Annotated in this window: 12 protein-coding genes; 6 read left to right on the top strand and 6 right to left on the bottom strand. The window is 59.9% G+C overall.

The window, feature by feature from the left end; genetic code table 11:
* Window positions 1-40 precede the first annotated feature (40 nt).
* Window positions 41-1,066: a patatin-like phospholipase family protein gene (locus tag ACR0J2_RS03185; protein WP_480811641.1), complete on the top strand. Its 1,026-nt coding sequence runs from the start codon at window positions 41-43 to the stop codon at window positions 1,064-1,066.
* On the opposite strand, the gene ACR0J2_RS03180 is transcribed toward ACR0J2_RS03185, so the two are convergent.
* From ACR0J2_RS03180 to ACR0J2_RS03170, 3 genes are all read right to left on the bottom strand, one after another.
* Complete coding sequence (locus tag ACR0J2_RS03180; RefSeq protein ID WP_170610807.1) at window positions 1,067-1,744, bottom strand: DUF502 domain-containing protein; 678 nt, start codon at window positions 1,742-1,744, stop codon at window positions 1,067-1,069. It abuts the gene before it with no gap.
* A 66-nt stretch (window positions 1,745-1,810) separates the two neighbouring features.
* A complete protein-coding gene (locus ACR0J2_RS03175; RefSeq protein WP_480811640.1) occupies window positions 1,811-2,725 on the bottom strand; it encodes a pseudouridine-5'-phosphate glycosidase in 915 nt (304 codons plus the stop codon).
* On the bottom strand, window positions 2,722-3,615 hold the full coding sequence (locus tag ACR0J2_RS03170) for a PfkB family carbohydrate kinase (protein ID WP_480811639.1): 894 nt from the start codon (window positions 3,613-3,615) through the stop codon (window positions 2,722-2,724). The genes ACR0J2_RS03175 and ACR0J2_RS03170 overlap by 4 nt, the downstream gene beginning before the upstream one ends.
* A gap of 161 nt (window positions 3,616-3,776) precedes the next feature.
* On the opposite strand from ACR0J2_RS03170, the gene ACR0J2_RS03165 reads away from it, so the two are divergent.
* Window positions 3,777-4,916 carry a HupE/UreJ family protein gene (locus ACR0J2_RS03165; RefSeq protein WP_480811638.1) on the top strand — a complete coding sequence of 380 codons (1,140 nt, stop codon included), beginning with the start codon at window positions 3,777-3,779 and terminating at the stop codon, window positions 4,914-4,916.
* On the opposite strand, the gene ACR0J2_RS03160 is transcribed toward ACR0J2_RS03165, so the two are convergent.
* Window positions 4,913-5,533 (bottom strand): thiamine phosphate synthase, encoded by a 621-nt coding sequence (locus ACR0J2_RS03160; RefSeq protein ID WP_170610818.1) that lies wholly within the window; start codon window positions 5,531-5,533, stop codon window positions 4,913-4,915. The genes ACR0J2_RS03165 and ACR0J2_RS03160 overlap by 4 nt on opposite strands.
* 162 nt (window positions 5,534-5,695) lie before the next feature.
* Between ACR0J2_RS03160 and ACR0J2_RS03155 the strand changes: the two genes are divergently transcribed.
* Genes ACR0J2_RS03155 through ACR0J2_RS03145 form a run of 3 tightly spaced genes read left to right on the top strand, consistent with a single transcriptional unit; the run spans window position 5,696 to window position 9,123 of the window.
* The gene (locus tag ACR0J2_RS03155; RefSeq protein WP_170610821.1) at window positions 5,696-6,439 is read left to right on the top strand and encodes an RNA methyltransferase; all 744 of its coding nucleotides are present in this window, start codon (window positions 5,696-5,698) and stop codon (window positions 6,437-6,439) included.
* 60 nt (window positions 6,440-6,499) lie between these two features.
* Window positions 6,500-7,645 (top strand): heme A synthase, encoded by a 1,146-nt coding sequence (ctaA, locus tag ACR0J2_RS03150; protein WP_480811637.1) that lies wholly within the window; start codon window positions 6,500-6,502, stop codon window positions 7,643-7,645.
* A 5-nt stretch (window positions 7,646-7,650) separates the two neighbouring features.
* Window positions 7,651-9,123, top strand: coding sequence for a carboxypeptidase M32 (locus ACR0J2_RS03145; protein WP_480811636.1), 1,473 nt, complete (start codon window positions 7,651-7,653; stop codon window positions 9,121-9,123).
* Between the two features lie 37 nt (window positions 9,124-9,160).
* Here the strand turns inward: ACR0J2_RS03145 and ACR0J2_RS03140 are convergent, their stop codons facing one another.
* The gene (locus ACR0J2_RS03140; RefSeq protein ID WP_480811635.1) at window positions 9,161-9,970 is read right to left on the bottom strand and encodes a M90 family metallopeptidase; all 810 of its coding nucleotides are present in this window, start codon (window positions 9,968-9,970) and stop codon (window positions 9,161-9,163) included.
* Between the two features lie 86 nt (window positions 9,971-10,056).
* The gene (gene gyrA, locus ACR0J2_RS03135; protein WP_480811634.1) at window positions 10,057-12,753 is read right to left on the bottom strand and encodes a DNA gyrase subunit A; all 2,697 of its coding nucleotides are present in this window, start codon (window positions 12,751-12,753) and stop codon (window positions 10,057-10,059) included.
* 223 nt (window positions 12,754-12,976) lie between these two features.
* Between gyrA and ACR0J2_RS03130 the strand changes: the two genes are divergently transcribed.
* Window positions 12,977-13,246, top strand: a complete 270-nt coding sequence (locus ACR0J2_RS03130; protein ID WP_170610835.1) for an usg protein — start codon at window positions 12,977-12,979, stop codon at window positions 13,244-13,246.
* The last annotated feature ends 55 nt before the right edge of the window (window positions 13,247-13,301 follow it).

Genomic DNA, 13,301 nt, shown 5'->3' with positions numbered 1-13,301 from the left:
TACCCCCGGAGTATTTCGGAAAAGATGAAGGGGCGGGCTTTTGAAACGGATCAATCTGGCTTTGCAGGGCGGCGGCGCACATGGCGCCTTTACCTGGGGTGTACTGGACCGGTTGCTGGATGAAGAGGATATTGAGGTTGCCGCGATTACCGGCACATCCGCAGGGGCGTTAAACGGGGCGGCTTTCAAGTCCGGGATGGTGCGGGCCGGGCGCGAAGGCGCGCGCGAGTGTCTGAACGGATTATGGGAGCGCATGGGGGCGGTTGGCGACATGCGGATTGCCAACTGGATGCAGGCGCTGGAGCCTGCCCAGATCGCGCAGGCCATGGAGTATTCGCTTCCGTATTCGATTGGCGACGCGTGGTCGCGCATGGTTTCGCCTTATGCCTACGGTCCGTTTTACCAGAACCCGTTGAAGTCCGTCGTTGATCGTTTTGACTTCGGCGAGATTTGCGCGAACGAAGGCCCGCAGCTGTTTGTCTGTGCGACCTGCGTGCGCAGTGGCAAGATCCGGGTGTTCACGGGCGAAGATGTATCGACGGATGCCATACTCGCCTCGGCCTGCCTGCCGACGCTGTTCAAGGCCGTAGAGATATTCGATCCGAAAACGGGGCGAACCGAGGCCTATTGGGACGGAGGTTTTACGGGAAATCCTGCGCTGTTTCCTTTGTTCAATGACGAGTTGCCGGATGATGTGGTCATCGTGAACATCAACCCGCTTGAGCGGGACGAGGTTCCGAAGACACCACAGCAGATTCAGAACCGGATCAACGAGATCAGCTTCAATTCATCCCTGTTTCGCGAACTCAGGGCGATTGACTTTGTGCAGCGCTTGTTGCGTGAGGGCAAACTGAAGGCGGGTGAGATGAGCCGGGTTCTGGTTCACATGATCGCAGACAATGAGTTGATGAACAGTCTGTCGGTTGCCACGAAGACCGTTCCCAACCCGGTGATCCTGCACAAGCTGAAAAAGGCGGGCCGGGCAGCCGCGGACGGCTTTCTGTCAGCCCACAAAACCGATCTGGGTGCGCGTAGCACAGTAGATCTGCGTGCGATGTTTGGCTGATCACTCTGGCGGGCGGGTCGGGTCTTTTTCGTTTGGATAGACAAGACCTGCCGAGATCACCAGTTTCGCGGCATCCTCGATCGTCATGTCCAGCAGGATGACGTCTTCGGCCGGAAAAAACAGCAGAAACCCGGATGTGGGGTTCGGGGTCGTCGGAACAAACACGCTGAGCAGTTCGCCGCCGGTCTCCGCAAGGCGGCTGACCTCGCCTTTGGCGGTGGTGGACACGAACCCGATCGCCCAGATACCACGGCGCGGATACTGGATAAGGCAAGCCTTTTCGAACGAGCGGTCTGTTTGGGCAAAAACCGTTTCGGAAATTTGCTTGATCCCGGAATAGACCGAGCGGACGACAGGCATCCGATCAACAACGCGTTCTGCAAAAAGGATCAGCGAACGTCCCAGTATGCCCTTGGCCACCCAGCCCACGATCACCGTGAAGATCAGGAAGATGATGACCCCGACGCCGCGCAGGTTGATGCCGACATATTCCTGCGGCTGAAACCTTTGCGGCACCAGCGGCAGGACCGCACTGTCGATCCAGCCCACCACGGACCAGATCAGCCAGATTGTAAGCCAGACCGGCGCAATGACGACAATCCCCGTCAGAAACGACGCCCGCAGGCCTGCAAACAGGCCGGGGCGGCGATGCGGTTCTTCGTCAAACGGTGTATTCATCTTAGTTCCGAGCGGTTTGCAGACTGCAATTAAGCAGTCTGGCGTGATGGTGCAATAGGGACGGTGTCAGGCGGTGTTGCGGGTCAAAGCCTTTGCGATGCCGGCGGCAAGGCGGGCGTTGTTGCGAACAAGCGCGATATTGGCCGTCAGGGATCGGCCCTTGGTCTGCTCGAATATACGCTGCAGAAGATAAGGGGTGACGCCTTTTCCCGTGATCCGGTGTGTCTCGGCGTCGGATTGGGCTGATGCGATGATCGGTGCCAGTTCATCGGCCGGAATCTGGTCGGTCTCGGGGATCGGGTTTGCAACAAGTTGTCCCCCGGGCAGGCCAAGGGCGCGGCGGGTTGAGTGGGCCTTTGCGATCTCTTCCGGGCTGTCCATGCGCAAAGGCGCGGCATAGGGTGATTTGGCTGACCAGAAGGCCGGGAATTCATCCTGACCATGCGCAATCACCGGAACGCCCAGTGTTTCCAGAACCTCGAGCGTTTTGGCCAGATCCAGAATGGCCTTGGCACCTGCGGCCACGACCGTCACCGGTGTCTGGGCAAGCTCATGCAGGTCGGCGGAAATATCGAACGAGGTTTCAGCCCCCTGATGCACGCCACCGATGCCGCCGGTGGCAAAAACCTCGATCCCCGCGTAATGAGCGGCGATCATCGTCGCAGCAACGGTTGTCGCGCCGGTGCCGCCGGTCGAGATACAGGCGGCCATGTCGGCGCGCGAGATTTTGGCGACGCCCTGCGCCTTGCCCAGATTCTGCAACTGGTCAGGTTCAAGCCCGACATGCAGTTTGCCCCTGATCACCGCCATGGTGGCGGGAACCGCCCCTGCGTCGCGAATATCCTGCTCGACCTGCGCGGCGACCTCGATGTTCTGCGGGTAGGGCATTCCGTGGGTGATGATTGTGCTTTCAAGCGCAACGATGGGCTGGCCTGCGTCTTTGGCGGCGCGGACCTCGGCTGAGTATTGGATGTCGATCACAGTGGGGTTTCTCCGGAGACATAAGTTGCGGCGGCGTGCAGAGCGCGGGTCAGAGCCGCGTCGCTATCTGCGCCATTTGCTTCAGCGGCAATATGGGCCGCCATGAAAGTATCACCCGCGCCGGTCACGCGCGTGACCAAAACGGATGGGGGTTTCTGGGTCTGGATGCCATCGGCCGAGCCGACAGTGGCCGAGTTGCCGCCATCCGTTACCAAAACCCGTAGCGCGCCCCGATCCAGCAGGCCCTGGGCAGCGCTTTCGGAATCCCCGAACTCGCGCTGACACAGCAGACCGGCCTCTTCGAGGTTGACGTAAAGCGTCGCGCGGGCGTGTTTGAGGAAAGGTATAAGGCGCTCGGCCTTGCCGGGTGAAGCCGGGGCAACGCGCAGATCAGCGCGCGAGAACGCCGGACTTTGCGCGATCTCCTCCAGCAGGTCTTGCGTCAGGTTCCCGTCCAGCGCAACCGGACCTTCGAACGGCGTATTTTCGTACCCCAATGGCCCGTGCATCAGTGGCCGGAGGATCTTGGCCCCGGCGGCTTCGAGAGAGTGGGCATCCGCGATTGCGGCAATCAGACCGTTTGCACCTTCGACCGCCATGTACCGGTCTGTCGGCAAATCCTGCGAGCGGTAGATATGGTCTGTCACCATGCCAAGGCGGGCACAGGCGTGCACAAGCTCGTCACCTTCGGGATCACGGCCAACGGCGGTCAACAGGGTTGGGGTCATACCAAAGCGGACCAGCGTCATTGCGATGTTCATCGCCACGCCACCAGGCAGTCGGGTAATCCGCCCCGGAACGTCCGAGCCCTGACGCATGACGCTGGCGGATCGTCCGATCACGTCCCACAGGACGGACCCGATACACAAAATTTCACTGGTCTGAGTCATGCCGTTGTCATGCCGCAGCCCCGTGATCCGTGCAAGTCAGAACGTTAACGCCAACGGGAATTCCTGCCACGGCCTGCCGTTTTGGCTTGCCATCGCGCGTTATCGGCAGAACAATCGAAGGATATGTTGTCGGTATTCATGTTCATGTTGGATTGCAGCAAATGAGCCGCATTGTCAGAGCGTTATTCAAAACCCGCCCTGTACTTCTTCTTCTTGTTGTTCCTTTGGTTTTCTGGATTGCAGTCGGCAACGCATCAGCTCAGACGGCGAAACCGACAGTGGTGGATTTTCGGATCAATCAGGGCACATTGTTTCTGGAAATCAGCATGAATGCCGAGGCATTCGTCGCCGGGATTAACCCTTCGGCGGATCCGTCGCCCGTTTCAGGTGAGTACAGAAGACTTCGCCGCTTGGCGTCTTCGGAACTTGAGCCGCACATAAAGCAGTTCATTAAAGGCTGGTCGCCGACCATGAACGTGTTGGCAGGTGGACCCGTCACGCTGTCCTACGAAGGTTCCCGCGTTCCTGTGGCCGGAGACCCTGAGGTGCCAAGGATTTCACGGGTTCTGCTGGCCGGGGCTTTACCGCCCGGCGCGTCCAGCCTGCAGCTGACCTGGCCGGAAGGTCACGGGCCGATGGTCCTCAGGCAGCAGGGGGTGGATGCGCCTTATACCGGGTACCTTGTGGCGGGCGAGGCAAGCCCTCTGATTCCGCTGCGGGGTGGGGCCGGTCTGGACCCGGGTCAAACCCTGAAGGCCTATTTCTCCAACGGAATCGTGTATGCCACGACAGTGGGGCTGCCGGTTATCCTGATTGCGTTGCTGCTGGTGCTGCACGCCCTTTGGGTGTCGGCGGCCTTGTGGCAGCTTTCTGCTTTCGCGCTGGCCACATCGATTGGTCTGGGATTGGGCACGCTACAGCTTGTCACGATGCCCTCAGCATGGTTGCCGTATCTCATGCCCGCAGCAACCGTGGTGCTGGGTGTGTGGAACGTTACAGTCCGGCGACCGGGCTTTCTGCGTTTGCTGACCGTTGCTCTGGTGGGTGGTCTGATCGGTTTGAGCCAGGCATTCGCTTTGACGGCGATCGGAGTACCGCCGGATCGGCTGGCACCGGCGGTTCTGGGCTTTGGTCTGGGTGCGTTGACCGTGCCGGTCTTGGCCGCTGCCGTGGTGTTTGCATTGGCACTGGCGATTTCCCGCAGATCGATCCGGCTCAGGCTTCGAATTTCGGTTCTGCTATCCCTCGTGATTGCCGGCTTCGGGGCATTTACCTTTGTTCGGCCCTTCCTGCCTTTCTAGGAAAGTGGCGCCAACAAAGTGGTCAGCGCTGCGACAGGATCATCACCCGCCCAGATTTCGTCGCCGATCCCAAAAAAGTCGGTGCATGGGGCCAGACTGCCAATCAGCTCAGCCGTCAGACCGCCTTCGGCCACTACCGGGACTTCGATCATCTCGGACCACCACTGAAACAGATCTTGTTCGGCGCGCGTGCCGTCGCCAAGCTTGTCTGTTCCAACCGGCCCGAAGGCGACATAGTCCGCCCCGGCTTCACCGGCGGTCATGCCGTCATGGCTGGAAGCTCCGCAAAAGCTGCCGACGATCGCATCTGCCCCCAGTTCCTTACGGGCGGACCGCACGGAACGGGCGGCGTCATCCAGATGCACCCCGTCCAGACCCAAACGTTGCGCCAGCAGAACGTGGTTTGAAATCACCAGCGCCACGTCCCGCGCATGGGCCACTTCACGGCAGGCATCGGCCGCGCGTGCGATTGCATCTTCGTCATTGCCCGCCAGCGCCAAGCGGATGCACGCGATTTCTGTGCTGTCCAGAACGCGCGCCAGTTTTTCAGGGAATCGGCTCAGTTCGATGGCCGGCGGTGTGATCAGGTAGATCTGCGGCTGCTCGGGGGTGTCCATTGGCGCGTCCTTCGGATTTCTGTCTTTGGCGGGGTTTAGCGGATTGAGCGGGGGAAGCAAACTTTTATGCCTGCCGAGCGGGTATTTGAGAGCAGAACAAGGTGATTGGCTTGCCTCGTCGGTGACAGGGTATTAGAGCGGGCGGAACTTTCGGAGTAAGCCATGCCCAGCGACAAATCCCAGCCCTCATTCGTGCTTGTGCGCCCGCAGATGGGTGAAAACATCGGCGCAGCCGCGCGCGCGATGTGGAATTTCGGTCTGGATCGGATGCGTATCGTGGCTCCCCGGGACGGCTGGCCCAACCCCAAGGCAGTGGCCATGTCCAGCGGCGCGGGGCGGCTGCTGGATGAGGCGCAGCTGTTCGACGACCTGGCCGGAGCGCTTGAGGACAGCACCTTTGTCTTTGCCACCACGGCCCGTCAGCGCGGGTTGACCAAACCGGTTTACAGCCCCGAGCGCGCCATGCAACTGGCCGCCGAAAAAGTTGCGGCCGGTCAAAAGGTTGCGGTTCTGTTCGGACCGGAACGCGCAGGGCTTGAGAATGAGGATATTGCGAAGGCAAACGCCATCATTTCGGTTCCTGTGAACCCTGAGTACGCCTCGCTGAACCTCGGTCAGTGCGTGCTGCTGACCGCTTACGAGTGGATGCGCCAGACAGGAGACGTGGTGCACGAGACCACCGATCTGGGCAAGGGCGACTGGGCGACAGGGATCGAGGTTGAGAAACTGGCCGAACATTTCGAAGACCGGCTTGAGACCGCGGGTTTCTTTTATCCGCCTGAGAAGGCCGATGGGATGAAGGTGAACCTGCGCAATCTTTGGTCGCGGATGAACATGACACGGGCAGATGTGCAGATGTTGCACGGTGTCATGCGGCAGATGGTCCGCTGGAAGGAAAAGGGCTGAGGCTGGACCTTACACTCCGGTAGCCCTAGCTTGCGTGAAAATCAAAGGCATGAGGACGGCATGAGCGGCAAGCGCAGCATCTTCGAAGAAGTCTCGGACACCGAAAAACAAAAGGCGGTGCAGCCGGGGATGATCGACCGGGGCCGGGGCGGTGCGCGCGGGGCCATTCGTGTCTGGTTGATGAGCCTGTTTGCCCTGGTCGTGATCATGATCGCCGTAGGCGGGTTGACGCGGCTGACCGACAGCGGATTGTCGATCACCGAATGGCGCCCTGTTACCGGAGCCATCCCGCCGATGTCCGAGGCCGACTGGCAGGCCGAGTTCGACAAATACAAGCAGATCGATCAATGGCGCATTCAAAACCAGTGGATGGAGCTGGGTGATTTCAAGTCGATCTACTGGTGGGAATGGGGTCATCGGCAGTTGGGCCGCGTGATCGGTCTGGTCTGGGCACTCGGGTTCCTGGGCTTCCTCGTGACGCGCAAGATACCGACCGGCTGGACCGGACGATTGCTGATCCCCGGCGCATTGGGTGGCGTTCAGGGTGCAGTTGGCTGGTGGATGGTCGCCTCGGGCGTGACCCAGGGCGAGGGAATGACAGCCGTCGCCAGCTATCGCCTGGCAACACATCTGGGGCTGGCCTTCGTGATTCTCGGGTTCCTCGCCTGGTACATCCTTCTGCTTGGCCGGGAGGAGCGCGACCTGATGCAGGCCCGCCGCGCGAAAGAGGCAAAGCTGTTCTCTCTCTCAACCGGCCTGATGCATTTCGCCTTTTTGCAAATACTCATTGGCGCTCTGGTTGCGGGGATCGACGCCGGTCGTTCTTATACCGACTGGCCTTTGATCGGCGGGCAGCTTCTGCCGCCTGATGCAACAATGTTGGAACCGATCTGGCGGAACTTCTTCGAAAGCCCGGGTCTAGTGCAGTTCATCCATCGCTGCGCCGGTTATCTTCTGTTCGCGTTTGCGGTTGTCGTCTGGCGTCGTGGCGGAACCAGCGCGCATCCCCAGACCCGATTTGCATTCAACGCGGCCTTTGCCGCCCTGTCGCTGCAAGTGGTCGTGGGAATCCTGACGGTGGTCTACGGGGCGCCATGGCAGATCGCCATATTCCATCAGTTCATTGCCGTTGTGGTTTGGACGCTGATCCTGCGTGCGCGTTTCCTGACGGCCTATCCCATCGCAACTTCACTACGCGGAGCGTGACTTATATGACTGCATTCAATGACCTGATGGCTTTTCAGCGCGAAACCTCGGCCCTGGGACAGATTGCCGGGCGTTTGGGTTGGGATCAGGAAACAGTCATGCCGCGTGGGGCTGCCCCTCAACGGGCCGAGGAAATGGCGGCGATCGAGGCGGTTCTGCATGCCCGTCGGTCTGACCCGCGGGTGGCCGATTGGCTGGATCAGGCCGCGCCTCAGGACGAGATCGGCAAGGCCCAGTTGCGCGAAATTCGCCGTGCTTATGAACGGGCGGTCAAGGTGCCGGCTGATCTGGCGACGGCTATTGCCCGTGTGACATCCGCGGCGCAGGGGAAATGGGCGCAGGCTCGTGCTGATGAAGATGTATCGGCCTTTCTTCCGGTTCTGGCTGAGGTCGTCTCGCTGAAACGTCAGGAAGGTGAGGCCCTTGCGCAGGGCGGCGCCATCTATGACGCGATGGTCGAGGATTATGAGCCATATACGACGGGTGCCCAGATCGCCGCGATCTTTGATGAGATGCGCCCGCGGCTGGTTGCCCTGCGTGCTGCGGTTCTGGACCGGACGGAACCGGCTGCGCTGAGCGGAAGATTTGATGAAGCGTCGCAGATGAAACTGTCGCAACAGTTGGCTGTAGTCTTCGGCTATGACCTGAACAACGGCCGCGTGGACAAGGCGGTACATCCGTTCAGCTCGGGCTCTGGTCTGGATGTGCGGATTACGACGCGGACCAGCGAGACCGACCCGTTCAATTGTTTCTACTCAACGATTCACGAGGTTGGCCACGCCGCGTATGAACAGGGCATTGACAGTGCCTATCTGCTGACCCCGCTGGGCAGCGGTGTGTCCATGGGCGTGCATGAGAGCCAAAGCCGGATATACGAGAACCAGCTGGGCCGCTCGCGCGCCTTCACGGGCTGGCTGTTCGGTCAGATGGTCGAGGTTTTCGGCGGTTTTGGAATCCCCGATGCGGAGGCGTTTTATGCAACCGTCAACCGCGTCCACAACGGGTACATTCGGACCGAAGCGGATGAGGTGCAGTACAATCTGCACATCATGCTGCGCTTTGATCTGGAACGTGCGCTGATGGCAGGTGATCTGCAGGTGAGTGACTTGGAGGCTGCCTGGAACGACCGGTTCAAGGCCGATTTCGGTTACGCGGTCGACAAGCCCTCGAACGGATGTTTGCAGGACGTGCACTGGTCGGTCGGGCTGTTTGGGTACTTCCCGACCTATTCGCTGGGCAATGTCTATGCAGGGTGTCTGCATCTGGCCTTGCGCGCCGCAGTTCCGGGTTTGGATGCGCAGCTTGCCAAGGGCGATACATCGGGTGCAACCGGATGGCTGCGCGAAAATGTGCAGCGTCATGGCGGGCTGTATGCGCCGCGGGAAATCATCGCCCGCGCCAGTGGTTTGGAGCCGGGTCCAGAGCCGCTGTTGACTTATCTGGAAGAAAAGTTCGGATCGATTTACGGATTGTGTTGAAAGAACTGCGCCCGGGGTTTCGCAGCCGGGCCGCAGTTCAACCCCACGTCACCGGGTCCAGACGAAACAGTTTGGACAACTGTTCGTATACATCCGGCACCTCGTGTTTCAGAGCTTGGGGCCGTTCGAAAAACACCTCGACTGAAACTGCGAAGAATTCTTCGTGCCCTGTGGCGCCATAAGGGTCGATAACGGTGCGACGCCCGGCCTCGACCGCGTGAACATGGGCGTCAAAAGCGGTAAGGAAGACGCGTTCCCACTCGGCAAAGCTCTGACCTTCGCTCAGGACTGGAACGCCGTTTGTGCCGCCTGACAGGTCGTCTATCTGGTGGGCGAATTCGTGCAATACGACATTCTGCCCGTCACGGTCATCCATCGCGCCCTGACGGCTATGCGCCCAGGACAGGATAACCGGCCCGCGGTCCCAGCTTTCACCGGTGCGGACGATTTCTTTTTCGGTCACGACGTAACCGCTGCGTCGGCTCTGACGGGATTTGAAAGCGCTGGGATAGATCAGGATCGTGGTCAGATTGTCATACCAAAGATCACTGTTCACCACGAGCAGACAGGCCTGCGTCGCGATCGAAAGCTGCATCTCCTCGGTCACGTCCAGCCCGTCACAGCCACAAAACTCGACCTGATCGAGGAACAGGTTGACCTTGCCCTCCAGCGTGGTCCGAAACCGGGCCGGGAGCCGTCTGATCATCGGAACCTGATCGGCGATCACGGCACGCTCGTGACCGGACAAAGGAGTCGCCAGCAGAGAGTTCCGCGTTTGCCTTTTGGACCAGTAGCGATAGCCGAGGAAACCGGTGACAAGCAGCAGGCAGGCGATCAGGATGAACATGGCGTCACTCTAGTCGGAAGATACCGAGACAGAAACGCTTTTTGCTGCCGGGCCGCGCAGAGAATGACTGCGCGGCCCGGTAGAATTTACTCTTCAGTCTCTTCGTCGCCCTGATCGGCGATCCAGGCAACGCTGACGACTTCTTCGCCTTTCCCGGTGTTGAACACCTTCACGCCACCTGCCGAACGCGAGCGGAAGGAAATGCCATCGACCGGCACCCGGATCGACTGGCCCTTGGATGTGGCCAGCATGATCTGATCGTCGATTTCAACCGGGAACGAAGCCACCAGTTCGCCACCGCGCATGGCTTTGTCCATGGCCGCAACGCCCATGCCACCGCGCCCGCGAACCGGATAATCATGGCTGGAGCTCAGCTTGCCCGAACCGCCTGTCGTGATGGTCAGGATCAGGTTTTCGGCCGCCGACATCTCGGCATACCGCTCCTGAGGCAGAACGCTGTCGGCGTTGCCTTCATCCTCGTCGGCCTCGGCCTCATCGGTCACACCGGCCATCAGGCGACGCATTTTGAGGTAAGCGGCACGCTCGTCCGAGGTCGCCTCGAAATGGCGGATGACCGACATTGAAACGACCCGGTCGCCGTTGGTCAGCTTGATGCCGCGTACACCCGTCGACTTGCGGCCCTTGAAAACCCGGACAGCCGTGGTCTGGAACCGGATCGCGCGGCCGGAATTGGTGACAAGCATCACGTCGTCATCTTCCGAACAGATGCGCGCATTCACCAGTTCCACGCCTTCCGGCAGGTCCATCGCAATTTTACCGTTGCGCTTGACGTTGGTGAAATCGCTCAGCGCATTGCGGCGTACATCCCCGGCGCTGGTGGCGAATACGATCTGCAGGTTTTCCCATTCTTCATCTGGGACATCCACCGGCATGATAGCCGCGATGGAGATGCCGGTCGGGATCGGCAGGATGTTGACGATAGCCTTGCCCTTGCCGGTGCGCCCGGACTGCGGCAAACGCCAGGTCTTGAGCTTGTAGACCATCCCGTCGGTGGTGAAGAACAGCAGCTGCGTGTGGGTATTCGCCACGAAGAGGGTGGTAACCACGTCCTCTTCCTTGGTCTGCATACCCGAAAGACCCTTGCCGCCGCGTTTCTGGGCGCGGAAATCGGCCAGCGGCGTGCGTTTGATGTACCCGCCCGAAGTGACGGTCACGACCATGTCTTCACGCTCGATCAGGTCTTCGTCTTCCATGTCGCCGGACCAGTCGACGATCTCGGTACGGCGTGGAACGGCGAACTGGTCACGCACTTCGCGCAACTCATCGCCGATGATGCCCATGATGCGCTCGCGCGAGGACAGAATATCCAGGTATTCCTTGATCTTGGCGGCCAGTTGCTCCAGCTCGTCCGTGACCTCTTTGACGCCCAGTTGAGTCAGACGCTGCAAGCGCAGTTCGAGGATGGCACGGGCCTGAACTTCGGTCAGGTTATAGGTGCCGTCGTCGTTCATTCTTGACAGAGGGTCGTCGATCAGGCGCAGGTAGCCCTCGATTTCGGCAGCGGGCCAGCGGCGGGTCATCAGCTTCTCGCGCGCCTCGGCGGCGTCGGCGGATGAGCGGATCGTGGCGACCACCTCGTCCACGTTCGAAACGGCCACTGCCAGACCACACAGGATATGGCTGCGTTCGCGGGCCTTGCGCAGGTCGTATGCCGTGCGGCGGGCGACAACATCTTCGCGGAAGTCGATGAACGAGGTCAGGAAGCGGCGCAGGGTCAACTGCTCGGGGCGGCCACCGTTCAGCGCCAGCATGTTGCAGCCGAACGAGGTTTGCATCGGCGAGAACCGGTAAAGCTGGTTCAGAACCACTTCAGGCGTTGCATCGCGCTTCAGCTCGACCACCACGCGTACACCGTTGCGGTCGGACTCGTCCTGTACATGAGCAACGCCTTCTATGCGTTTCTCACGCACGGCTTCGGCGATCTTTTCGATCATCGCAGCTTTGTTCACCTGATAGGGAATCTCGTCCACGACAATGGCGTAACGGTCTTTGCGGATCTCCTCGACGCGGGTCTTGGCGCGTATGATGACGCTGCCGCGGCCTTCCAGATAGGCTTTGCGCGCACCGGAGCGGCCCAGCATCACGCCGCCGGTCGGGAAATCGGGACCGGGGACGTATTCGATAAGTTGCTCGGAGGTCAGGTCCGGATCGTCGATCAGCGCCAGCGTGGCATCGACCACTTCGCCCAGATTATGTGGCGGGATGTTGGTCGCCATACCAACGGCAATACCGCCGGCACCGTTGACCAGCATGTTCGGGAAGCGCGCGGGCAGGACAGTCGGTTCCTTGTCCTTGCCGTCGTAGTTGTCCTGAAAATCGACCGTCTCTTTTTCGATATCGGCCAGCAGCGACGCAGCAGGTTTGTCCATTCGGACTTCGGTGTACCGCATGGCCGCCGGGTTGTCGCCGTCCATCGATCCAAAGTTGCCCTGACCATCCAGAAGCGGCAGCGACATCGAAAAATCCTGCGCCATCCGCACCAGCGCGTCATAGATCGCGCTGTCACCGTGCGGGTGGTACTTACCCATCACATCGCCAACAGGACGCGCGGACTTGCGGTATGCCTTGTCGTGCGTGTTCCCCGTCTCGTGCATCGCATAGAGGATACGCCGGTGGACCGGTTTCAGCCCGTCGCGCAGATCGGGGATTGCGCGGCTGACGATGACGGACATCGCATAATCGAGGTACGAGGTGCGCATCTCGGATTCGATGGACACCGTCGGGCCGTCATAAGCGGGGCGTACCGGTGGGGTTTCGTCCATATTTTCAGGGGTTTCTGGCGTATCGCTCACGTAAACTGCCCGTTCTTTGTGCGGAGTCTATATCTTGTGGATGCACCTTATCAGACCCGGCACATAAGGTGCAAGCAACCTGCGTAATCGCGCAAGAATAACCTCGGTAACATCAGAGTAACATATTGTTAAGTAAGGATTAGGTGGTTTGCGTGCTATGCTGAAGAGACCTTGACAGAAATCGGAGGTCTGCATGGAGCGAAGTGAAACGGAGCTGATGTTAAAGGGGTACGGGCTGACAACAGCGGAATTCTTCTATCACATGCCCGACTACATTCATGTCCTGAATACGTTCATCTGGCAGGATTACGATCTTGCGCCGGATCACCCGAAGCTGTTTGATTTCATCGACTTTTGGCAGCGTGAAATCGAAGGACCGCTTCATTCCGTCCGGTTCACGCACCGCAAGATGATCGCACCGGGTGAATGGCGTAACATGGTGGGTGAATTTCGGGTGAACTGAAAACGGACCTGAATGGCAGCTGTTGATGTTGCCTGTGTCATTTTCTGTTGTATCG

This window comes from Ruegeria sp. CG4, assembly GCF_056537185.1.
Note: the sequence above shows the minus strand (reverse complement) of the source record. Positions and strands in the feature narration are given on the sequence as shown.

What these genes read in the sequence shown, in the direction of transcription:
- ACR0J2_RS03180 (WP_170610807.1), bottom strand. Translation starts at nt 1,744, where the DNA reads ATGAATACACCGTTTGACGAAGAACCGCATCGCCGCCCCGGCCTGTTT.
- ACR0J2_RS03170 (WP_480811639.1), bottom strand. Translation starts at nt 3,615, where the DNA reads ATGACTCAGACCAGTGAAATTTTGTGTATCGGGTCCGTCCTGTGGGAC.
- ACR0J2_RS03165 (WP_480811638.1), top strand. Translation starts at nt 3,777, where the DNA reads ATGAGCCGCATTGTCAGAGCGTTATTCAAAACCCGCCCTGTACTTCTT.
- ACR0J2_RS03160 (WP_170610818.1), bottom strand. Translation starts at nt 5,533, where the DNA reads ATGGACACCCCCGAGCAGCCGCAGATCTACCTGATCACACCGCCGGCC.
- ACR0J2_RS03155 (WP_170610821.1), top strand. Translation starts at nt 5,696, where the DNA reads ATGCCCAGCGACAAATCCCAGCCCTCATTCGTGCTTGTGCGCCCGCAG.
- ctaA (WP_480811637.1), top strand. Translation starts at nt 6,500, where the DNA reads ATGAGCGGCAAGCGCAGCATCTTCGAAGAAGTCTCGGACACCGAAAAA.
- ACR0J2_RS03145 (WP_480811636.1), top strand. Translation starts at nt 7,651, where the DNA reads ATGACTGCATTCAATGACCTGATGGCTTTTCAGCGCGAAACCTCGGCC.
- ACR0J2_RS03140 (WP_480811635.1), bottom strand. Translation starts at nt 9,970, where the DNA reads ATGTTCATCCTGATCGCCTGCCTGCTGCTTGTCACCGGTTTCCTCGGC.
- gyrA (WP_480811634.1), bottom strand. Translation starts at nt 12,753, where the DNA reads ATGGACGAAACCCCACCGGTACGCCCCGCTTATGACGGCCCGACGGTG.
- ACR0J2_RS03130 (WP_170610835.1), top strand. Translation starts at nt 12,977, where the DNA reads ATGGAGCGAAGTGAAACGGAGCTGATGTTAAAGGGGTACGGGCTGACA.